This window comes from Vibrio sp. 9-16B-A1 (genome assembly GCF_056726165.1).
Window position 1 is genome coordinate 25,067 of record NZ_JBSDZD010000017.1, and the last position, 20,036, is coordinate 45,102.

General features: G+C 54.4%; 22 protein-coding genes. 8 read left to right on the plus strand and 14 right to left on the minus strand.

Annotated elements, in window-relative coordinates:
• The first annotated feature begins 204 nt into the window (after positions 1 to 204).
• Positions 205 to 714, plus strand: a complete 510-nt coding sequence (locus ACVB80_RS21220) for an FxsA family protein (RefSeq protein ID WP_481083285.1) — start codon at positions 205 to 207, stop codon at positions 712 to 714.
• A gap of 233 nt (positions 715 to 947) precedes the next feature.
• Here ACVB80_RS21220 and trmL read toward each other — a convergent pair whose 3' ends face one another.
• The 3 genes from trmL to ACVB80_RS21235 all read right to left on the minus strand — a co-directional run bounded on the left by trmL (position 948) and on the right by ACVB80_RS21235 (position 3,741).
• The gene (trmL, locus tag ACVB80_RS21225; RefSeq protein WP_481083286.1) at positions 948 to 1,424 is read right to left on the minus strand and encodes a tRNA (uridine(34)/cytosine(34)/5-carboxymethylaminomethyluridine(34)-2'-O)-methyltransferase TrmL; all 477 of its coding nucleotides are present in this window, start codon (positions 1,422 to 1,424) and stop codon (positions 948 to 950) included.
• Between the two features lie 263 nt (positions 1,425 to 1,687).
• Positions 1,688 to 3,049 (minus strand): envelope stress sensor histidine kinase CpxA, encoded by a 1,362-nt coding sequence (gene cpxA, locus ACVB80_RS21230; RefSeq protein ID WP_481083287.1) that lies wholly within the window; start codon positions 3,047 to 3,049, stop codon positions 1,688 to 1,690.
• Entirely contained in the window at positions 3,049 to 3,741 is a 693-nt protein-coding gene (locus ACVB80_RS21235; protein ID WP_481083288.1) for a response regulator, read from the minus strand. Before ACVB80_RS21235 ends, cpxA begins: the two co-directional genes overlap by 1 nt.
• A 177-nt stretch (positions 3,742 to 3,918) precedes the next feature.
• Here ACVB80_RS21235 and ACVB80_RS21240 point away from each other — a divergent pair, with 177 nt between their 5' ends.
• The 3 genes from ACVB80_RS21240 (at position 3,919) to pfkA (ending at position 6,685) form a co-directional block, all read left to right on the plus strand.
• A complete protein-coding gene (locus ACVB80_RS21240) occupies positions 3,919 to 4,413 on the plus strand; it encodes a CpxP family protein (protein ID WP_481083289.1) in 495 nt (164 codons plus the stop codon).
• A gap of 120 nt (positions 4,414 to 4,533) precedes the next feature.
• Positions 4,534 to 5,451, plus strand: a complete 918-nt coding sequence (gene fieF, locus ACVB80_RS21245; RefSeq protein ID WP_481083290.1) for a CDF family cation-efflux transporter FieF — start codon at positions 4,534 to 4,536, stop codon at positions 5,449 to 5,451.
• Positions 5,452 to 5,722: 271 nt separating this feature from the next.
• Positions 5,723 to 6,685, plus strand: a complete 963-nt coding sequence (pfkA, locus tag ACVB80_RS21250) for a 6-phosphofructokinase (RefSeq protein WP_481083291.1) — start codon at positions 5,723 to 5,725, stop codon at positions 6,683 to 6,685.
• 129 nt (positions 6,686 to 6,814) lie between these two features.
• Here the strand turns inward: pfkA and tpiA are convergent, their stop codons facing one another.
• The gene (gene tpiA / locus ACVB80_RS21255) at positions 6,815 to 7,585 is read right to left on the minus strand and encodes a triose-phosphate isomerase (RefSeq protein WP_481083292.1); all 771 of its coding nucleotides are present in this window, start codon (positions 7,583 to 7,585) and stop codon (positions 6,815 to 6,817) included.
• Between the two features lie 279 nt (positions 7,586 to 7,864).
• Between tpiA and ACVB80_RS21260 the strand changes: the two genes are divergently transcribed.
• The gene (locus tag ACVB80_RS21260; protein WP_481083293.1) at positions 7,865 to 8,212 is read left to right on the plus strand and encodes a 5-carboxymethyl-2-hydroxymuconate Delta-isomerase; all 348 of its coding nucleotides are present in this window, start codon (positions 7,865 to 7,867) and stop codon (positions 8,210 to 8,212) included.
• 15 nt (positions 8,213 to 8,227) lie between these two features.
• Positions 8,228 to 8,656 carry a DUF805 domain-containing protein gene (locus ACVB80_RS21265; RefSeq protein WP_481083294.1) on the plus strand — a complete coding sequence of 143 codons (429 nt, stop codon included), beginning with the start codon at positions 8,228 to 8,230 and terminating at the stop codon, positions 8,654 to 8,656.
• A gap of 12 nt (positions 8,657 to 8,668) precedes the next feature.
• On the opposite strand, the gene ACVB80_RS21270 is transcribed toward ACVB80_RS21265, so the two are convergent.
• From ACVB80_RS21270 to glpX, 3 genes are all read right to left on the minus strand, one after another.
• Positions 8,669 to 8,998 carry a DUF3135 domain-containing protein gene (locus ACVB80_RS21270; protein WP_481083295.1) on the minus strand — a complete coding sequence of 110 codons (330 nt, stop codon included), beginning with the start codon at positions 8,996 to 8,998 and terminating at the stop codon, positions 8,669 to 8,671.
• A 169-nt stretch (positions 8,999 to 9,167) separates the two neighbouring features.
• A complete protein-coding gene (locus ACVB80_RS21275; protein WP_481083296.1) occupies positions 9,168 to 9,794 on the minus strand; it encodes a helix-turn-helix transcriptional regulator in 627 nt (208 codons plus the stop codon).
• A gap of 160 nt (positions 9,795 to 9,954) precedes the next feature.
• Positions 9,955 to 10,962, minus strand: a complete 1,008-nt coding sequence (glpX, locus tag ACVB80_RS21280) for a class II fructose-bisphosphatase (RefSeq protein ID WP_481083297.1) — start codon at positions 10,960 to 10,962, stop codon at positions 9,955 to 9,957.
• Between the two features lie 402 nt (positions 10,963 to 11,364).
• Here glpX and zapB point away from each other — a divergent pair, with 402 nt between their 5' ends.
• Positions 11,365 to 11,607, plus strand: coding sequence for a cell division protein ZapB (zapB, locus tag ACVB80_RS21285; protein WP_481083298.1), 243 nt, complete (start codon positions 11,365 to 11,367; stop codon positions 11,605 to 11,607).
• A gap of 42 nt (positions 11,608 to 11,649) precedes the next feature.
• On the opposite strand, the gene rraA is transcribed toward zapB, so the two are convergent.
• The 7 genes from rraA to priA form a co-directional block, all read right to left on the minus strand.
• Complete coding sequence (gene rraA, locus ACVB80_RS21290) at positions 11,650 to 12,180, minus strand: ribonuclease E activity regulator RraA (RefSeq protein WP_481083299.1); 531 nt, start codon at positions 12,178 to 12,180, stop codon at positions 11,650 to 11,652.
• Positions 12,181 to 12,254: 74 nt separating this feature from the next.
• The gene (locus tag ACVB80_RS21295) at positions 12,255 to 13,172 is read right to left on the minus strand and encodes a 1,4-dihydroxy-2-naphthoate polyprenyltransferase (protein WP_481083300.1); all 918 of its coding nucleotides are present in this window, start codon (positions 13,170 to 13,172) and stop codon (positions 12,255 to 12,257) included.
• A 142-nt stretch (positions 13,173 to 13,314) separates the two neighbouring features.
• The gene (hslU, locus tag ACVB80_RS21300) at positions 13,315 to 14,649 is read right to left on the minus strand and encodes an HslU--HslV peptidase ATPase subunit (protein ID WP_481083301.1); all 1,335 of its coding nucleotides are present in this window, start codon (positions 14,647 to 14,649) and stop codon (positions 13,315 to 13,317) included.
• A 15-nt stretch (positions 14,650 to 14,664) separates the two neighbouring features.
• Positions 14,665 to 15,198: an ATP-dependent protease subunit HslV gene (gene hslV / locus ACVB80_RS21305; RefSeq protein ID WP_481083302.1), complete on the minus strand. Its 534-nt coding sequence runs from the start codon at positions 15,196 to 15,198 to the stop codon at positions 14,665 to 14,667.
• Positions 15,199 to 15,340: 142 nt separating this feature from the next.
• Positions 15,341 to 15,874, minus strand: a complete 534-nt coding sequence (locus ACVB80_RS21310; protein ID WP_481083303.1) for an SPOR domain-containing protein — start codon at positions 15,872 to 15,874, stop codon at positions 15,341 to 15,343.
• 117 nt (positions 15,875 to 15,991) lie between these two features.
• Positions 15,992 to 16,996 carry a DNA-binding transcriptional regulator CytR gene (cytR, locus tag ACVB80_RS21315; protein WP_481083304.1) on the minus strand — a complete coding sequence of 335 codons (1,005 nt, stop codon included), beginning with the start codon at positions 16,994 to 16,996 and terminating at the stop codon, positions 15,992 to 15,994.
• A 249-nt stretch (positions 16,997 to 17,245) separates the two neighbouring features.
• Positions 17,246 to 19,447, minus strand: a complete 2,202-nt coding sequence (gene priA, locus ACVB80_RS21320; protein ID WP_481083305.1) for a primosomal protein N' — start codon at positions 19,445 to 19,447, stop codon at positions 17,246 to 17,248.
• 254 nt (positions 19,448 to 19,701) lie between these two features.
• Here priA and rpmE point away from each other — a divergent pair, with 254 nt between their 5' ends.
• Positions 19,702 to 19,920: a 50S ribosomal protein L31 gene (gene rpmE, locus ACVB80_RS21325; RefSeq protein WP_164649474.1), complete on the plus strand. Its 219-nt coding sequence runs from the start codon at positions 19,702 to 19,704 to the stop codon at positions 19,918 to 19,920.
• Positions 19,921 to 20,036 lie beyond the last annotated feature (116 nt).

Genomic DNA, 20,036 nt, shown 5'->3' on the forward strand with positions numbered 1-20,036 from the left:
TTTGGCTGTAAAACCTCTCCGGGTTTTCAGTCGCTCATCATATATCACTGGTCGCTTAATAATAGTAGCTGGATCACCTTTTCAGTTAATTTGTACAAATATTTACGGCGGAATCATATCCCGATCACGATGGGATTTTTGACGACAAAGTTTGTCGTTTCTGATGGGAAGCAATACACTGGCCAAAGAGACCAAGGAGGAGATGTGTTTCCGATTTTATTACTGCTTTTTATTGCCGTTCCCATGATTGAAATCGCCCTGTTTATTCAGGTTGGGGGCGTGCTTGGCTTCTGGCCAACCATGATTCTGGTGTTGATAACCGCGTTTGTCGGTGCATCACTGGTTCGCAGCCAGGGTATTCAGACCCTGATTTCGGTTCAGCGCCGTCTGCAGCAGGGTGAGATCCCGGCTCAGCAGATCGTTGAAGGGGTGATGCTGGCGGTGTCCGGCGTACTGCTGCTGACTCCGGGCTTTATGACCGACGCCATGGGTATGCTGGTACTGCTTCCGGCCCCGCGAGCCTGGCTGGCAAAACAACTGATGACCAAAGTGACGGTTCAGAACATGCACCGCACCGGCTTTCACTCCCATACGCACTTTGAGCAGGGCAACCCATTTGAGCGTGACAACCAGTCACAAAATGGTGGCTCGACGTTTGAAGGGGAGTATGAGAGGAAAGATGACGATCATAATGATCGGGACAGACTGAACTGATTTTCAGGCTCTGGGCCCTTGGCCCTGGGGGAGTGCGCTGAGGCAGGGGAGCCCTTGCTGATTAAAATGCGCACTCTGAGTGTTTTGAGTGTGTTTATCCTGGAACCAGGGATCTCTTCATTCACTACTGACTAAAGCTTGCTTTTGCAGGCATTCTCACCAAAGCTTTGCAGCGCCCAGCGCCCAGCGCCCAGCGCCCAGCGCCCAGCGCCCAGCGCCCAGCGCCCAGCGCCCTATACCGCCCCCTCAAACCCCAGCTGTCTCCACGCCTCATACGCAATAATCGCTACCGCATTCGACAGGTTCAGGCTGCGGGCGTCGGGCATCATTGGGATGCGGATGCGCTGGTTCATTGGCAGGCTTTCGATAAGGTCTGCGGGCAGGCCGCGGGTTTCCGGGCCGAACAGCAGTACGTCGCCGTCTTTATATTGGGCGTCGGTATGGTGGCCGGTGGTTTTGGTGGTGCAGGCGAACAGGCGGTAATCCTGACCGCGCTCTTCCAGATACTTTACAAACGTGCCGAAGTCTTTATGGCGCTTTACCCGGGCCAGGTCGTGATAGTCGAGACCGGCACGGCGCACTTTCTTCTCTTCCAAGTCAAATCCCAGTGGTTCAATCAGATGCAGGTTAGCACCACAATTGGCGCACAGGCGGATGATATTGCCGGTGTTCGGCGCGATTTCCGGTTCGTAGAGGGCGATATCTAACATGGTCTTTACCCGGGTGATGAAAAGTGTCCGGCAGTATAGGGGGAAAAGGCCTGGCCCCGCAACTTATACCAATTCCATCAATTATCTGAACATCCTGGCTGGTCCAAATGCCCATTAACCGTGTCAGAAATCGTATCCCTGGTCCCCGCCAGGCATAAGATTTCTTCCTTGCTACTGAGCATTTGTCCTGCGCCAATACTGAACACATAACTAATGGAACTGGTATTACGGAGCCATAGAGTCACAGAACCATAGAACCGCTTTTACAATGGCAGCTTAAGGATGACTTTCAGTCCACCCAGCTCTGAACGGCTGGCTTCAATGCTGCCGTTATGCTGGCGTACAGCGCTTTCGGTGATCGCAAGGCCCAGACCGGTGCCGCCGGAATGGCGGTCACGGGCGGTCGAAACCCGGTAGAAAGGACGGAAAATATCGCCCAGCTCGTCATCCGGCACCCCATCGCCATCATCTTCGACCAGGATCTGCAGTCCTTCCAGCTGGCGGGTGATCTGTACCCTGATCTGTGAGTGACTGTAGTGGATAGCGTTGCGCACGATGTTCTCGACTGCACTCATCAGCAGGTTAGGATTACCGGTGACAGAAAGCTCAGGCAGTGGCAAATAGCTCAGTGATTTTTCTCTCTGCTGCGCCTCAAACTGGGCGTCCTGGAGCAACTCTTCCCACAGTTCCGCCACACTCAGGGTTTCCCGGGTCTGGTGGCTGTTGACCTGCATGCGTGACAGTTCCAGCAGTTCGCTGATCATTTTCTCCAGTCTTTCTGCTTCGGTGTCGATCCTGCTCAGCTCATCGCTCTCTCCCTGTTTGCGGGTCGCCAGCGCGTTGGCCATTCTCAGCCGGGTCAGCGGTGAGCGCAGTTCGTGGGAAATGTCAGACAGCAGCCGCTGCTGGCCGCTGACCATCTGATTCACCGCTGCCACCATTTGGTTAAAGCTGGCCCCGGCCTGGCGGAATTCGCTGGTGCCTTTTTCAAGCTCCGGATCGGTGGCAAATTCTCCCTGTGACACCCGTTTGGCGGCTTTTTCCAGCCGGCGGGCCGGCTTGGTCAGCGCCCAGGCGAGCCAGAGCAGCAGTGGGGTAGAGACCGCCATCACCACCAGCAGCAGCTGAAATGGCCGGTCCAGCAGCTGGAGCAGAAACGGCGGGGTTTGCTCCCATTTCACCGCGCTGAACATCAGTAGCTCTGTGTTGGCAATGGTGACCGGGAATGGCCCGGCCAGCATGACCCGGCCGTAGAGCTTTTGTTGTGGCTTGCCGGTTAAATCCAGGTCACTGATAAAGTTCTGCAGTATCCGTCTTTGCCTTCCGCGCTCATTGCTGACCAGATTGCCCTCCGGATCGGTAAGGTAAAACTGAGGCTTGCCAGGCTGGTGGTCGCGATTTTCTGCCCGTTTTAATATCTGCTGGAGATCTCTGGCATCAGCAAACCGGCGCTCCAGGTGTTCTGTCAGCTCCTGAACCCGTTCGATATGGTTCTCGGTCACCTGGTGGGGCTGGCGCGGGTCGAAACGCGGGATCGCCAGTACGGCGATCAGCACCAGCAGCATGGTCAGCCAGAAAATGGCAAAGATGCGGCCGTACAGGCTGGAGATGGTCGGCAGGCGCATTATTCGGCCTCCACCAGCATATAGCCGCGTCCGCGCAGGGTTTTAATACGTGGTTTGTCATCCGGCCGCAGCGGCAGTTTCTTACGCAGGTTGGAGACGTGCATATCGATCGCGCGGTCAAACGGCGCCAGACGTTTTCCGAGCACCTCCAGGCTGAGCTGTTCTTTGGTCAGCACTTCGCCCGGGCTGGTAACAAAATGCTGCAGCAGGGCGAGCTCGGTGGTGGTCAGGTCGAGCAGGGTTTCTCCGCAGTATGCCTCCTGTTTACCCGGGTGTACCCGGATGTCCTGATAGGTTAGGGTGTCGGAGTTTTTGGCACCATTCCCCCTGTCAGAGCCGGTGCGGCGCAGTATTGCCCGGATCCTGGCAAGCAGCTCACGATCTGAGAACGGCTTGGGCAGGTAGTCATCCGCACCCAGTTCCAGGCCGATCACCCGGTCGATCTCTTCGCCTTTGGCGGTCAGCATCAGTACCGGTGTCTGCCAGTTTTCCCGCAGCTGTTTCAGCATTTCCATGCCATTGAGTCTTGGCATCATGATATCGAGCAGGATCAGGTCGGTCTGTTCATTGACAGCTTCAAGGCCGGCAAAGCCATCGTTGGCTTCGCTGACAGTAAAACCTTCAAAACTCAGAATATCTTTTAGCAGACCGGTCAGTTCGGTATCGTCATCAACGATCAGGATGTTGGCCATAATGCACCTTTAATAACGCTTTGTGTTCCTGTTAATCATACTTGCGCAGACGGGCAAATCTGCGCTCTTTACGATTCTTTACGCTTCCTAAACACCACTTTACACTCAGGTTTGTAATCTACACTCAACCGCTGTGAAAACAGCAGGACTACATCACAGACATTTGAGGAATTGATTATGAAACTGGCTAAAAAAATGATTATCGCTGCTGCTGTTCTTCCAATCGCGCTGGGCTCTGCAAGTGCCTTTGCTTTCGGCGGTAAAGGTGGCGGCCATAAAGGCGGCAACGACTTTGGCGGCAAGTGTGGCGGCTTTGACGGTAAAATCATGCGTCAGCTGGACCTGACCGATGAGCAGCACACCGAACTGCGCAAGATGCGTGAACAGGCACGCGAAGACCGTCAGGGTCAGCGTGGTGAAGGCTTTGCAGACATGCAGGCGCACCGTGAGAAAATGCAGTCCCTGATGCTGGCAGAGAACTTTGATAAAGCGGCCGCCCAGGAGCTGGCGAACGAAATGGTGGCTAAGCAGGCAGAGAAACGTGTTCAGCGCATGGAGAAACAGCATCAGATGCTGAGCGTGCTGACTCCTGAGCAGAAAACCAAACTGGCTGAGCTGCAGAATGAGCAGGCGGCGAAGTGTCAGCAGCGCTTTGAGCAGCGCCAGCAGTAATACTTAAAAGTATTTCTTAAAATTGATTCACGATCAGCAGCCTGCGGGCTGCTTTTTTTGTCCCCATGGTCCCGCTCACCGTTTATACTTGGCTGCACCATGCCTGAATTTTTTACGGATATGAAAAGCGAATACTCCCGTCTTGTAACCATGGCCGCCTGGCTGGCCACCGGAACTGCTACCATGTTGCTGGTGGTGAAAGTGATCACCTGGTGGATGACCGGCTCGGTCAGTCTGCTGGCTTCCCTGATCGACTCTTTTCTTGATATCGCGGCCTCCGGGGTTAACCTGCTGGCGCTGCGTTACGCCCTGCAACCGGCCGACAAGGACCATACCTTTGGTCACGGCAAAGCCGAATCGCTGGCGGCGCTGGCTCAGGCGATGTTTATCTCCGGCTCGGCGGTATTTCTTATTCTGAACGGGGTAGACCGTTTCTTCCGCCCGCACGAACTACAAACCCCGGAGCTGGGTATCTACGTCAGTATGTTTGCCATTGTGGTGACCGGTGCGCTGGTCAGCTTCCAGAAGTACGTGGTGCGCCGGACCGGCAGCCAGGCGATTGCGGCGGACTCGCTGCATTACCAGTCTGACCTTTACATGAACGTGGCGATCATGGTCGCGCTGGGGCTGACCTGGTATGGTCTGACTCAGGCCGATGCGGTATTCGCGGTGGGGATTGGCCTGTTTATTCTCTACAGCGCGGTCAAAATGGTTAAAGAAGCGGTGCAGTCCCTGCTTGACCGCAGGCTGCCGGATGAAGAGCTGGAAGAGATCCGTACCCTGAGTCTGGACGTGGAAGGAGTGCTGGGGGTGCATCAGCTGCGTACCCGGATGTCGGGACCGGTCCGTTTTATTCAGCTGCACCTTGAACTGGCAGATACCATCCCGCTGATTGAGGCCCACCGGATTTCCGATCAGGTTGAAGACGCACTTTTGGCGCGCTTCCCCCATGCGGATGTGCTGATTCATCAGGATCCGTTATCGGTGGTTCTGACCACCTCCCGCGAGCAGGATCAGAAGCCCGACTGGGAAGAGTAACCCCAGAGCAGGGCTGACTTTATGCAGGCCGGCGCGAAAGAGTAAACAATTCGCTATCTTTTGTTAAAATGACATAAACTCTATTTGATAGTGATATGAATCAACAAAGTTTGCAGGCATAATTGTAATACTCTTTCAGAAGTAAGAAAGTTTCAACCCAGTGGTGTATTGGTGTGAGCGAAGTGAAGGATGCACCGCTGGAACATAAAAAGATTTCGCCATGAATGGCATAAAAATTGATGTTTTGATTCCCAATTATTAGAGGGTGACCATGATTAAGAAGATTGGTGTTTTGACAAGTGGCGGTGACGCACCTGGTATGAACGCAGCGGTACGTGGCGTTGTGCGCACGGCACTTTCAGAAGGTCTGGAAGTTTACGGTATCTACGACGGCTACCTGGGTCTTTACGAAGACCGTATCGAGAAGCTGGATCGTTCAAGCGTATCAGACGTGATCAACCGCGGCGGTACTTTCCTGGGCTCTGCCCGCTTCCCTGAGTTCAAAGAAGTGGAAGTACGCGAGAAAGCGATTGAAAACCTGAAGAAACACGGCATCGAAGCCCTGGTTGTAATCGGTGGTGACGGCTCTTACATGGGCGCTAAGAAACTGACTGAGATGGGTTACCCATGTATCGGTCTGCCAGGCACTATCGATAACGATATCGCCGGTACTGACTACACCATCGGTTACCTGACTGCACTGAACACGGTTATCGATGCGATCGACCGTCTGCGTGACACCTCTTCTTCTCACCAGCGTATCTCTATCGTTGAGATCATGGGCCGTCACTGTGGTGACCTGACCCTGATGTCTGCGATTGCAGGTGGTTGTGAGTACATCATTACTCCGGAAACCGGCCTGAACAAAGAGGAGCTGGTCGACAGCCTGCAGGAAGGCATCGCGAAAGGTAAGAAGCATGCAATCATCGCTCTGACTGAGCTGATGATGGACGCAAACGATCTGGCGAAAGAGATCGAAGCGTCTACCGGCCGTGAAACCCGCGCGACCGTACTGGGTCACATCCAGCGTGGTGGTCGTCCGACTGCGTTTGACCGCGTTCTGGCATCCCGCATGGGTAACTACGCGGTTCACCTGCTGCAGGAAGGTCAGGGTGGCCGCTGTGTAGGTATCGTGAAAGAGCAGCTGGTTCACCACGATATCATCGACTGCATCGAGAACATGAAGCGCCCGGCGCGTGATGACCTGTTCCAGGTAGCGAAAGAGCTGTTCTAAGCCCTGAGTAAATTTTTAAAAACCGCTGAATATTCAGCGGTTTTTTTATACCTGCAGTTTTCCGTTATCAGACTGCGGGCACAAAAAAGGCCGGTATAAACCGGCCTTTCAGATTTTTAAGCGTTTAAATTACGCTTTTGCTTCAGCTGCTGCTTTAGCGATAGCTGCGAAGCTTTTCGCGTCCAGAGCTGCGCCGCCAACCAGTGCGCCGTCGATGTCTGGCTGTGCGAAGTATGCTGCTGCGTTTTCTGGCTTAACAGAACCGCCGTACTGGATCACAACGTTTTTCGCTACTTCTTCGTTCTGCTCAGCGATGTGAGCACGGATAGCCGCGTGGATGCGCTGTGCATCTTCAGCAGTTGCAGCTTTACCGGTACCGATAGCCCAGATTGGCTCGTATGCGATGATTGCGCCGTTCAGAGCTTCAACGCCCTGAGTTTTGATTACTGCGTCGATTTGACGGGCACATACTGCAACAGTTTCGCCAGCTTCGTTCTGAGCTTCAGATTCACCGATACAAAGAACAGGAGTCAGGCCGTTCTCTTTCAGGAATGCGAATTTCTTAGCTACGAACTCGTCAGACTCAGCGTGGTATTCACGACGCTCAGAGTGACCGATGATGATGTGGCTTGCGCCGAAGTCTTTCAGCATTTCCGGAGACATGTCGCCTGTGTATGCGCCGCTGTTGTTCACGTCAGTGTTCTGTGCGCCAAGGATGATTTTGCTGTCGCCTTCTTTGATCAGACGCTCAGCCAGGTCGATGTACAGTGCTGGTGGAGCTACTGCTACGTCTACACCGCTTACGCCTTCAAGTTCAGCGTTAAGTCCGTTTAACAGCTCAGTAACCATTGCTTTGCTGCCGTTCAGTTTCCAGTTACCCATAACTACAGGATGACGCATAGGATATTCTCCAGTTAATAACGATTAATGTAAAAAACTTCCGTTGATGCGAAAGAATATAACAGATTAATAAGCCAAATACATGACTCGTATCATGTCTTTTACGCTTCTTGTGTAAAGGTCAGACTAGATCATGAAACTCCGGGTTACAAACCGGTACCAGCTAAAGGCGGAGTCCGTGATCAAACAGGCAATTTATCCGTTCTGCCGTCGGTTTCAGCAGGGTTTTGCGCTAAGGTTAAACGCCCAACGCTGGATCTTGTTGTCAAGGAGAGAGAGATGCCTAATCTGGTTATGGAATACCCGAACTCAGTTGAGCAAAAGGTCAATATACAGGGGCTGCTTGAGGATCTGCACCAGGCGGTGCTCGAAAGTGGCCTGTTTGATGTGGCTTCTGTGAAATCCCGGGCGCTGCGCTGCCATCACTGGCTGGTGGGAGAGCGGGGAGACAGCGTTGAGTTTATTCATGTTAGTTTTGAGCTTTTATCCGGTCGCAGCGAAGAGCAGAAGCGGGAGTTATCCCGTCAGCTGATGGCGGTACTGCAGGATCAGGCAGCCCTGGTGCACAGCCTGACGGTGGATATCCGCGACATGGATAAAGCCTGTTTTCAGAGAGTGCTCAATTGAGCCAGGATTTTAAAGATGTCGATTAAAACGCTGTTATTTTCTTTTCAGGGCCGGGTTGGCCGTAAGGTTTTCTGGATCTGGAACATTGCTTATTACGCCTGTGTGATGGGCCTGTCGGTTGGGATTGCCAAACTGTTTCCTGCCTTTGCCGGCATTATTACCGTTATTCTGCTCAGCCTGCTGCTGGTGCCGGATCTGGCGATCACCGCTAAACGCTGGCATGACCGGGGTAAGTCGAGCTGGTTCCTGTTGTGCAATATTCCGCTGATCCTGGGCCGGGTGATGGTACCGCCGGGTATGCCGGGCGCAGAAATGGGTCAGCCTGATATGGTGCAGGTGGTGGTTTCACTGGTGGCGCTGGTATGTGGGGCGTGGATCTTTGTTCAGTGTGGTTTGCTGAAAGGAGATGAGGCGGACAACCGTTACGGTCCGCCACAGGTCTGATTGTTTCTGAGTTTAGTTACTTCTGGGCCGGAAAGGGATCACGGTGGCATCCTGTTCCGGCTCAACATCTCCCTCCAGGGCGCAGCGGAAGCGGCCCATCTGAGCGGACAGCTCGTTCATCAGGGTGACATTGGTATGTACCGGGTTCTTGCATGAGCTGATCACCCTCTCGATGTGGGTCTGCTGGGCTCTGAGCCTTGGCTGCATCTCCACTGAAGCGTAAGTGATCATCTCTTCACACATCTGCTGACGAAACTCGTCAAAAGCGGCCGGATCGTTCTCAGCCAGTTCAACCAGCTCATCAAATGGTGGCAAGGTTTGATCGTATTGCGCATGTGCCATAGGCCCTCCCCGCAAAAATCTCCTGAACTTCACTGTAAGCATAATTCATAATTTGCTCAATAATTGACCGATCTCAATATTGTCTTAAAAATGAAACGTGCCATCAGGTGAGTATTGGCGGGGGGGAGAAAGTGGAAGTTGCTCATAACTGTATGAGCAATATCAGGAATTATTCTCCCTGTGTGGGACGGATCTGATAACAGCAGCGGCGCTGGCCTTTTACGATGTGTTCCTGGCGCTCGATTTCGGCCTGTTCACCGAGCAGGCGGCGGAAGATGTTCAGCTCTGACTGGCACAGACTTGGGCTGCGCTCTGCGGCTTTACAGATAGGGCAGTGGTTTTCCACCAGAAGGTAGTCCGAGCCGCTCTGGCTCAGTTCAGCCATGTAGCCTTCGCTGTCGCGCAGGGCGCGGATGGCTTCGAGTTTGTCTTCCAGGCTGTGGCAGTCTTTAAGGGCCTGCTGGTAGTTTTGAAAGGTTTTGATTTCCCGTTCCCGGGCGACTTTTTCCAGCGCTTCGTTACCGTAGAGTTGTTCCACTGCATCGAGGACATGGATAGCCAGATCGCCGTGGCGGTCGGTAAAGCAGGCGTGGCCTTTGGCGGTCAGGCGCCAGTGACGGGTAGGGCGGCCGACTTTAACCCGGATATCTTCAAATGCCAGCAGGCCATCGTCTTCCAGACTCTGCAGGTGCTGACGTGCACCCATGGTGGTCATGGCCAGATCATCGGCCAGCTTTTTAGCGGTCAGTGGCCCTTCGCGTTTGATTTTGTCCAGAATTCGGTCGGTGGTTTTCATACTTCCCCTGCCTGCCGGTGCGTCACTGCTTCATTTATTCGTCTCTTTATTATTATGAAGTATGGATTTAATAAAGCAAATTATTGATAAAAACCAGGCTGCCGGGCAATAAAAAACGCGGCCGGAGCCGCGTTTGGGGTAAAGCGTCTTCTGTGTGGAATTACAGAATGATGTCGCGTACTTCCGGGTCTTTACGCTCAAGGTAGTGGGTCGACTTGATGCGGCGGATGGTGCGGCAGCGGCCACGGATCAGCAGGGTTTCTGTGGTGGCAATATTGCCCTGACGACTGATGCCTTCCAGCAGGTCACCTTTGGTGATACCGGTTGCCGAGAAAACAACGTTATCGCTGCGGGCCATGTCTTCCATCTTCAGAACCAGACCGGCTTCAACGCCCATCTCTGCGCAGCGTGACAGCTCCAGATCGCCCATCTTACGGTTCTCTTCGGTGTCGCCTTTTACTTCGTGGCGTGGCAGCAGACGGCCGTGCATGTCGCCGTCCAGTGCGCGGATAACCGCAGCAGACACCACACCTTCCGGCGCGCCGCCGATGCAGTACATCATGTCGACTTCACTGTCAGGCATACAGGTCAGGATAGACGCTGCTACGTCACCGTCCGGCACAGCAAATACGCGTACGCCCATTGCCTGCATCTCTGCGATCACAGCGTCGTGACGTGGCTTGGCCAGGGTGATCACTGTCAGGGTATCCAGAGATTTACCCAGCGCTTTTGCGGTATTTTCCAGGTTCTCTTTCAGTGGTTTGTTCAGGTCGATAATGCCTTTGGCACCCGGACCAACAACCAGCTTTTCCATGTACATGTCCGGCGCTTTCAGGAAGCTGCCTTTCTCGCCTGCGGCCAGTACGGCCAGTGCGTTAGACTGGCCCATAGCCGTCATGCGGGTACCTTCGATCGGGTCTACCGCGATGTCTACTGCATCGCCGCCACGGCCAACGTTTTCGCCGATGTACAGCATAGGCGCGTCATCGATTTCGCCTTCGCCGATCACGATTTCGCCTTCAATGTCAGTTTTGTTCAGCAGTGAACGCATCACCTCAACGGCAGCGCCGTCAGCGGCGTTTTTATCTCCACGTCCTAACCATTTGTATCCTGCTAGTGCTGCACCTTCTGTTACCCGTGAAAATGCCATCGCCAAATCGCGTTTCATGCTGACTCCAAAAAACTTTTGAAAGAGGAATTTCGATATCTGTACCTGTGCTTTATCTGCGCTTTTCCCGTCGTTTCGGGGCTCAATAAACACACAGCGCGGCGATTCTATCACAGTTTGGAGTAAACGTTTGCTTTTTTGCCGGCTGGCGGAGTTTCCTCTGGTAAACCCTTGTCCGGACTGGGTTGATGCCGCCGAGAGTGGACTGATTTGTCAAAATTTGCTCAAAATCGCAGTTTTTTTAACCAAATAGACAGCTGAGGCAAACTTTGGGCGTGAGTCCGGCGGGCTTGCTGAGTAGAATGGATAGCAATCAGTGACGCTGACCCGCAGCTCGGTCCGGAGTGTTCCGGTCAGCAGGCAGCAGTCACATCAACCGAATCAAACAGACAGGTGGCGCGAATGTCATTAGAAGTACTAGAAAAACTGGAAGCAAAAGTTCAAACCGCAGTTGACACCATTGCCCTGCTGCAAATGGAAGTGGAAGAGCTGAAAGAGCAGAACGAGCAGCTGGCGAACGAAGCGAACGAGCTTAAGGGTAACCGCGAAGAGCTGGAGCAGCAGAACCAGCGCATGCGCGAAGAACACACTGCATGGCAGGAGCGTATCCGCAACCTGCTGGGCAAAATGGATGAAGTTGAGTAATCATCCGTCGGAAATAAAAAAGGGAGCATCTGCTCCCTTTTTTTAATCTTCTGAATACTCTTCTTCGTCGTCTTCAGGCTCTTCATCTGCTTCGGCATCGAGCGGCTCCTGAGACAGAATAATGCCGGTGTTGTCGGCATACAGATAATCTTCCGGCAGGAAGGTCACGCCGCCAAAGTTCACCGCTACATCCACTTCACCGATCTCCTGGGAAGCGGCACCGACCGGGATGGACGCCAGCGCCTGAATGCCGACGTTCATGTCTTCCAGTTCGTCGACTTCGCGTACGCAGCCATAAACCACAATGCCTTCCCACTCGTTTTCTTCGGCCAGGGAAGCCAGTTCGGCGTCGATCAGAGCACGGCGCAGGGAACCCCCACCATCGATCAGCAGTACGCGCCCCTGTCCGTCCTGTTCAAGGACAGAGCGGATCAGGCCGTTGTCTTCGAAGCACTTCACCGTGGTCAGCTGACCGGCAAATGAGGCACTGCCGCCAAAATTGCTGAACATGGGTTCGACAACATCCACCTGGTCCAGGTAAATGTCACATAACGCTGAGGTGTTGTATTCCATACGCATCATCTTCTTTTGCAAGGTTCTTTTTCGAGTATATAACGCCGGTAAGTCATTGCAATGACAAGGCGCAATTATGTCATCAGAGTTTGACCGGTGATCACGATTGAGAACAGCAAGTTAGTCACCAGCGCGCACTTGACTATGACCGGCATCATAGGCGCCAGCTCCACCGGGCGGTTTGCCGCCATGACCGCGTGGCCGTGTTTAAACAGCAGGGTGAGGGCCAGCAGCATCAGCAGGGCCCAGCCTGAGAGCGCCTGTCCCAGCATCAGGTACAGGACAAATGACAGGCCACCGCCACCAAGCAGCAGCAGGTGATAGAGCTTGGCTTTGTCTGCGCCGAGGCGAACCGCCATGGTACGTTTGCCGCACTCACGGTCATTATCGATGTCGCGCATGTTGTTGATATTCAGCACCGCAACTGCCAGAAGACCGCAGCCGAGCGCGGGCAGGAAGATGTCAGCGCTGATGGAACCTGTGTGCAAAAAGTAGGTGCCGGCTACGCCCAGCAGGCCAAAGAACAGAAACACCGACAGGTCGCCCAGGCCGACATAACCATAAGGCCGGCTGCCGACGGTGTAAGCGATGGCGCTGATGATCGCCAGTACGCCGAGCAGCATAAAGGCGATGATGCTGCCAGGTGTCTGCAGGGCATAAAAAATCAGCCCGAGGCCGGAGACGGCGGTCAGAATGATATTGATGATGATGGCTTTACGCATCTCTTTGACGCTGACTGCACCGGACTGTATCGCCCGGGTTGGGCCGAGGCGCTGATCGTTATCGGTGCCTTTGAGGGCATCGCCGTAGTCGTTGGCCAGGTTGGAGAGGATCTGCAGCAAAATGGCGGTGACCAGCGACAGCAGCATTACCTGCCAGGAAAACCGGCCGCTGAGCAGTGCAAGGCTGCTGCCGGTGGTGATTGAGGCAATCGCCAGTGGCAGGGTTTTGGGCCTGGCGGCGTCGAGCCAGATAGCAAGGGATTGGTTCATAATGTGTAACAGTAAAGCTGACCGGGGTAAATTTTTGTGGCGACAGTATAACCAAAAAAAGCGCTCAGCCTGTATTGGGAGAGTAATAATTGATAATAAAAAAATGCCCGCCGGGTGGCGGGCACTGCAGTAACCGGAGTGATTACAGGATAAAGCGGCTCAGGTCTTCGTCTTCGACGAACTCACCCAGTTTGTCTGTCACGTACTGAGCGTCGATGGTGATGGTCTCATCACCCGGGTGCTCAGTCGCTTCAAACGACAGCTCTTCCATCAGACGCTCCATTACAGTGTGCAGACGACGGGCACCGATGTTCTCGGTGGTTTCGTTAACCTGCCATGCTGCGTCGGCGATCTTCTTAATACCGTCTTCGCTGAAGTCGATGCTCAGGTCTTCGGTTGCCATCAGGGCTTTGTACTGCTCGGTCAGTGACGCTTTCGGCTCGGTCAGGATGCGGCGGAAGTCATCGCTGGTCAGGGCTTCCAGTTCAACGCGGATCGGCAGACGGCCCTGCAGTTCAGGGATCAGGTCTGACGGGCTGGCCACCTGGAATGCGCCGGATGCGATAAACAGGATATGGTCGGTTTTCACCATGCCGTGCTTGGTCGAGACTGTGCTGCCTTCGATAAGCGGCAGCAGGTCACGCTGGACACCCTCACGGGATACGTCCGGGCCAGAGGTTTCGCCACGCTTGCAGATCTTGTCGATCTCATCGATAAATACGATGCCGTGGTTTTCCACGTTGTAGATCGCCTGCTCTTTCAGCTCTTCCGGGTTGACCAGTTTCGCCGCTTCTTCTTCGATCAGCGCCTTGAAGGCATCTTTGATCTTCATCTTGCGGCTCTTCTTGGTGTCGCCGGACAGATTCTGGAACATGGACTGAAGCTGGTTGGTCATCTCTTCCATGCCAGGAGGCGCCATGATCTCCACACCCATCTGAGGCGCAGCTACGTCGATGTCGATCTCTTTGTCGTCCAGTTTGCCTTCGCGCAGTTTCTTGCGGAAGATCTGGCGGGTATTTGAAGTATCTTCCTGGGCTTCGTTCTGGCCCCAGGCATCACGCGGTGGCGGCAGCAGCGCATCCAGTACGCGCTCTTCTGCTCGTTCTTCTGCGCGGAACTTCACTTTTTCCATTGCCTGCTGGTGTGTCATCTTCACTGCTACATCGGTCAGGTCGCGGATAATGGTTTCCACTTCTTTACCCACATAGCCCACTTCGGTGAATTTGGTCGCTTCGACTTTCATAAATGGCGCGTTGGCCAGTTTCGCCAGGCGGCGGGCAATTTCGGTTTTACCGACACCGGTCGGACCGATCATCAGGATGTTTTTCGGGGTCACTTCGACGCGCAGGCTCTCTTCGAGCTGCATACGACGCCAGCGGTTACGCAGCGCGATCGCAACCGCGCGCTTCGCTTTGTCCTGACCAATGATATGACGGTTGAGTTCGTGAACAATTTCACGTGGGGTCATTTCAGACATATTGAATTCCTTTGGTTACTCGGCTGCGATTTCAAGCTCTTCCACCGTGTGGTGGTGGTTGGTGAAGACACAGATGTCTCCGGCGATCTTAAGCGACTTCTCTGCAATTTCGCGTGCGTCCAGTTCGGTGTTCTCCAGCAGGGCGGTAGCCGCTGCCTGGGCGAAGTTACCGCCTGAGCCGATAGCGATCAGGTCGTTTTCCGGCTGAACCACGTCACCGTTACCGGTAATGATCAGAGAAGCGGTTTCATCGGCAACCGCCAGCAGGGCTTCGAGTTTGCGCAGCGCACGGTCAGAGCGCCAGTCTTTGGCCAGCTCAACCGCAGCTTTGGTCAGATGACCCTGGTGCATTTGCAGCTTGCTTTCAAAACGTTCGAACAGGGTAAAGGCGTCAGCGGTGCCACCGGCAAAACCAGCCAGTACTTTGTTGTTGTACAGGCGGCGCACTTTTTTGGCGTTGCCTTTCATTACTGTGTTTCCAAGAGAAACCTGGCCATCGCCCGCGATGACAACTTTATTATTCCGGCGTACTGATACGATTGTAGTCACGTTATTTACCTTTTAATTCGCCTGTCGATTAGTGGTTATATGTGGCTGCCGGGTATTTTTTCAAGGGGGAAGGGAAAAATTGACCCGGGGAGGCGGGGATAAAAAAGCCCCCGGCCGGATAGACCGCCGGGGGCTCTGAATTCTACTGATCTTTCCAGATCGCGCACGGTTCGATTTTGGCGCGCTGCAGTTTGTGCTTGTCGCGCTCAGCTTCACGCTTGCGCTCGTATGGCCCCAGCACCACCCGGTACCAGCTGCTGTCTTCCTTTTTGCGGATATGACTGCTGATCCCCTGGAAAGCGATCATGGCTTTGCGCTCTTCTGCCTGTGAACGCTTTTTGTATGCGCCGCACTGCATGATGTATGGCACATCCGAGATTGCCATCTCTTTGGCTTCGACGTGAACTTCCCGCTGGGGCAGGGTTTCAACGTACTCCCACTTCTCCTCAGGAGGGGGCGGGATCGGTTTTGATGGCTTCGGCTTTGGTTTGGGTTTGCTCTGAACCTGCGGCTGAGGCGGCTCAGGGTCCTGGCTTAAGGTATACAGGCCATAACCAAAGGCCCCGGTCAGCAGCAGTGCAAGCAAACCCGCTTTCCACGGCTTTTTCTTCGGCGTTGATCGCCGGGCCGGTTTTTTCTGTCCCCGGCCTCTTCTCACGTAATCTTTATTCGCCACGTTACTATGCTTGAGTTAAATGAAAAACGCCTGACATGGTAATCCAGGATCAGGCGTCACTTCCAGTGATGTGAGTCAAATGGGGAAGCCAATTGGCATTTTTTCCCCGTTTGAGGATTAGCTTCGGGGGGGCATGGCGCTGTTGCGTATCACCAGGGTGGTTTCAAGCAGGCGCGAGCCGGCGTGCACGTCACGCCCTTTGAGGATCTCCAGCAGCATCATCATCGCCTGGCGGCCGATTTCATATCTCGGCTGGGAGATGGTGGTCAGCGGCGGATCGCAGTACTGGGCAAACTGAATATCGTCAAAGCCGACGAATGAGATGTCCTGCGGGACTTTATAGCCCATTTGCTTGGCTTTCTGAATTGCACCGATAGCCATGATGTCGTTGTGGCAGAACACTGCGGTTGGCGGCTCTGGCAGTGACATCAGGGCGGTGATCGCCTCTTCCCCGGTTTCAAAGGTAAAGTCACCTTCAAACAGGTAGTCCGGATTCATGGCGATACCAGCGCGGCGCAGTGCCTGCTGATAGCCCTGATTGCGGAAGTGGCACAACTGGGTCTCTTTCGGGCCGCTTATCTGGGCCACGCGGCGGTGTCCCATCTGAGTCAGGTAGTTGACTGCTTCAAATGAGGAAGTGAGGTTGTCGATATGGACGGTCGGCAGCTCCAGCTCCGGGGCAAATTCGCACGCCATCACCAGTGGAGGCAGGTTTTTCTGCTCGGGCTTGCTCACGTCGAATGGCAACTGGGTGCCAAGCAGCAGCATACCGTCGGCCTGCTTGGTGAATACCAGGTTGACCAGCGAGCTCTCGCGTTTGGGTTGCTGGGCGCTGTTGCCAAGCAGAACCAGATAACCGTGTTCAGCAGCGGCGTCTTCGATACCGCGGATGATCTCACTGAAATAGGCATCACAGATGTCAGGCACTATGGTGACGATGGTTTTGGATTCATTGCGGCGAAGATTACGTGCCAGAGAGTTTGGTGAGTAGCCGGCTTCGAGTACCGCATCTTCAACTCTCTTCCTGGTTGAAGATGAGACTTTCTCCGGGTTCATCAGAGCCCGTGAGACGGTCGCCGTGGATACGCCAGCAAGCTGAGCAACATCCTTCATTGTCGCCATAGATTTTCCTCGTGGTCATTCATGGCTTAGCCGATTTGCCTTACTGACTAAGCAGGATAATGAAAAAGTAACTGGCCAAAGTTGGCACAAAAAATTTATAAATAATTGTTATTTCACAGGTCGTATAATCCGCCCTTGCGTTTATTTTATGTTCAAAGCGCTGAACGATTTACGGGCGGTTTAACAAAACTTACATCTGTAATGTGAACATTGTCACATCAAAACCAATCGGTTGGCAAATGCCGTTGCTCAGCTCATGTCCTGCGGTTCGATATCTATCGACCAGCGTACTTTTTTGGCGTTGGGCAGCAGGTCAATCACCGGTCTGGCGCTGTAGAGCAGTTTCTGCATTTGGGCACGCCCTGGTACCTGAAGCAGCAGCTGCCAGCGGTATTTGCCGGCGCGGCGTGCCAGTGGTGCCGGCATGGGGCCGAGAACCAGGCAGTTCTGGTCAAACAGGGGGTGGGCCTCCAGGGTCTGACGGACCTGGGTGAGGAACTGTTCGGTCACTTCGCTGTTATTGGACTCGGCGCGCAGCAGGGTCAGGTGAGCAAATGGCGGCAGCTGGGCCACACGGCGCTCAGAAAGCGCCACATCGGCAAAGTGGTCATAGTCTTTATACAGCAGCGCCTGCAGCAGGCTGTGCTCCGGGTGGTGGGTTTGCAGGATCACTTCGCCAGGCTTGCTGGCGCGTCCGGCGCGTCCTGCCACCTGGGTAAACAGCTGGGCAAGCCGTTCAGAGGAGCGGAAGTCACTGCTGTAGAGTGATGAGTCCACGTCGATCAGCGCCACCAGGGTGACGTCCGGAAAGTGGTGGCCTTTGGCCAGCATCTGGGTGCCGATCAGGATCTGATACTCACCGTCCCGGATTGATTTCAGCGCGCTCTCCAGACTGCCTTTGCGCCGGGTGCTGTCGCGGTCGATGCGCAGGGTTTTGTATTCAGGGAACAGCTCGCTGAGGTGGTTTTCAAGCTGCTCCGTACCCACGCCAACTGAGACCAGTTGGGTTGAACCACACTGCTGACACTGGTGCACCACAGGGTACTGGGATCCACAGTGATGGCAGCGCATTTCGCGGCTGTTCTGGTGAAAGGTGTAGTAGGCATCGCAGCGCTTACACTCAGCCAGCCAGCCACACTCGTGACACATCAGCGCCGGTGAATAACCACGGCGGTTGAGAAACAGCATCACCTGGTTACCTGCGTTGAGGTGTTTGCGCATCTCGGCGATAAGCGGGGCTGAGAGGCCGCTTTCCAGGTAGAGTCCCTTGATGTCCAGCACCTTGTTGGTCGCCGGCTTGGCATTGCCTGCCCGCTGACTGAGGTGCAGGTGATGATACTTACCACTGCGCGCATTGTGCAGGGTCTCCAGTGCCGGGGTGGCGGAGCCCAGAACTACCGGGATACCTTCTTTATGGGCACGCATGATTGCTACATCCCGGGCGTGATAACGCAGGCTGTCCTGTTGTTTGTAGGAGCTGTCGTGCTCTTCGTCGACGATGATGATGCCGAGCTTATCAAACGGGGTCATCAGGGCGCTGCGGGTACCGATCACGATACCAGCGCGGCGGTCGCGGGCGGCGAGCCAGGCGTTGAGGCGCTCGGTGTCATTGAGTCCGGAGTGCACCACCTCCACCGGTACGGCAAAGCGTCTGCGGAAGCGGTTGATGGTTTGCGGTGTCAGGCCGATCTCCGGCACCAGTACCAGCGCCTGCTCACCCCGCTCAAGCACCGGTTTGATCATGTTGAGGTACACTTCGGTCTTGCCCGAGCCGGTCACGCCCTGAAGCAGATAACAGGAAAAATGGCGCTGACTGTTGACCGCCGCGATGGCGACCGACTGCTCCTGGTTGAGCCGGGGCTTGTCAGCATCGGTTTCCACCGACTCCGGCCATGGGGCCGCTTTGGGCAGGGTCTGTTTTTGTTCCGCCCAGCCTTTTTCCTGCAGTGCTTTGAGTACCTGAGTGGTGATCTCTTCTTCTGCAAATTTCTCTGCCGCGACCGGCCCGTGTTGCAGCAGGTGCATGGCGCGGGCCTGTTTGACCGCCCGGCCAAATCCCTGCATCAGCTGATCGCGTCCGGCCGGGGTGATGTGCCAGCTGACCTGAGGCGTCAGCGCGGCAGGCTTGCCTTTGCGCAGCAGCGCCGGCATGGCATTGGCCAGGGTGTCACCGAGCGGGTGCTGATAAAACTGAGCGCACCAGTTTAAGAGCTCATACAGCGGGGTGGGCCAGAGCGGTGCGTTGTCGAGTACTTCTTTAACCGGTTTGAGCTGGTTAAAAGGGTAGTCGGAGTGGTCAGTCAGACCGGTGATGATGCCGACCAGGGCCTGGCGGCCAAATGAGACCGATACCCGTCCGCCCACCACGGGGCTCTGGCCCGGGGCTATCCGGTAGTCAAAACGCTTGTCGAGCGGGACGGGCAGGGCAACCTGGACGATGGTCGGGGACATAAACAACACTAAATAAAAGCAGAAAAAGTGGCGTCATTGTAGCAACGAATGCCGGGGAGCAAAAACAGCGGCTGACCAGCTCAGCGCAACTGATAAAAAAATGGACAAAAAAGTATCAAATTGGTTGATCCGCTGCACACTATTCATTACTATACTGCGCCTTGAACGACGCAACCTGCGTCACTGATTTGTAAATTACGTGTGGTGTCCGGCTCAGATTCGGATAGCGACACGGCCCAATTGAGGTTATCCCTATGAAAACTGGTATCCACCCAGAATACAAAGCTGTTAAAGCAACTTGTTCTTGTGGCAACTCTTTCGAGTTCAACTCAACTCTGACTAAAGAGTCTATCCACTTGGACGTATGTGACAAGTGTCACCCATTCTACACTGGTAAGCAGCGTATCGTTGACACCGGTGGCCGTGTTGACCGCTTCAACAAGCGTTTCGGTGCACTGTCTAGCAAGAAGTAATTCTGCTGAACGAATTCAAAAAGGACGCCCAGGCGTCCTTTTTTCGTATCTGATATTCCCTCTCTCCTTTCTGTCTGCGCATTGTTTGAACTGCGCCTGAATCCTTCCGGCTCCTC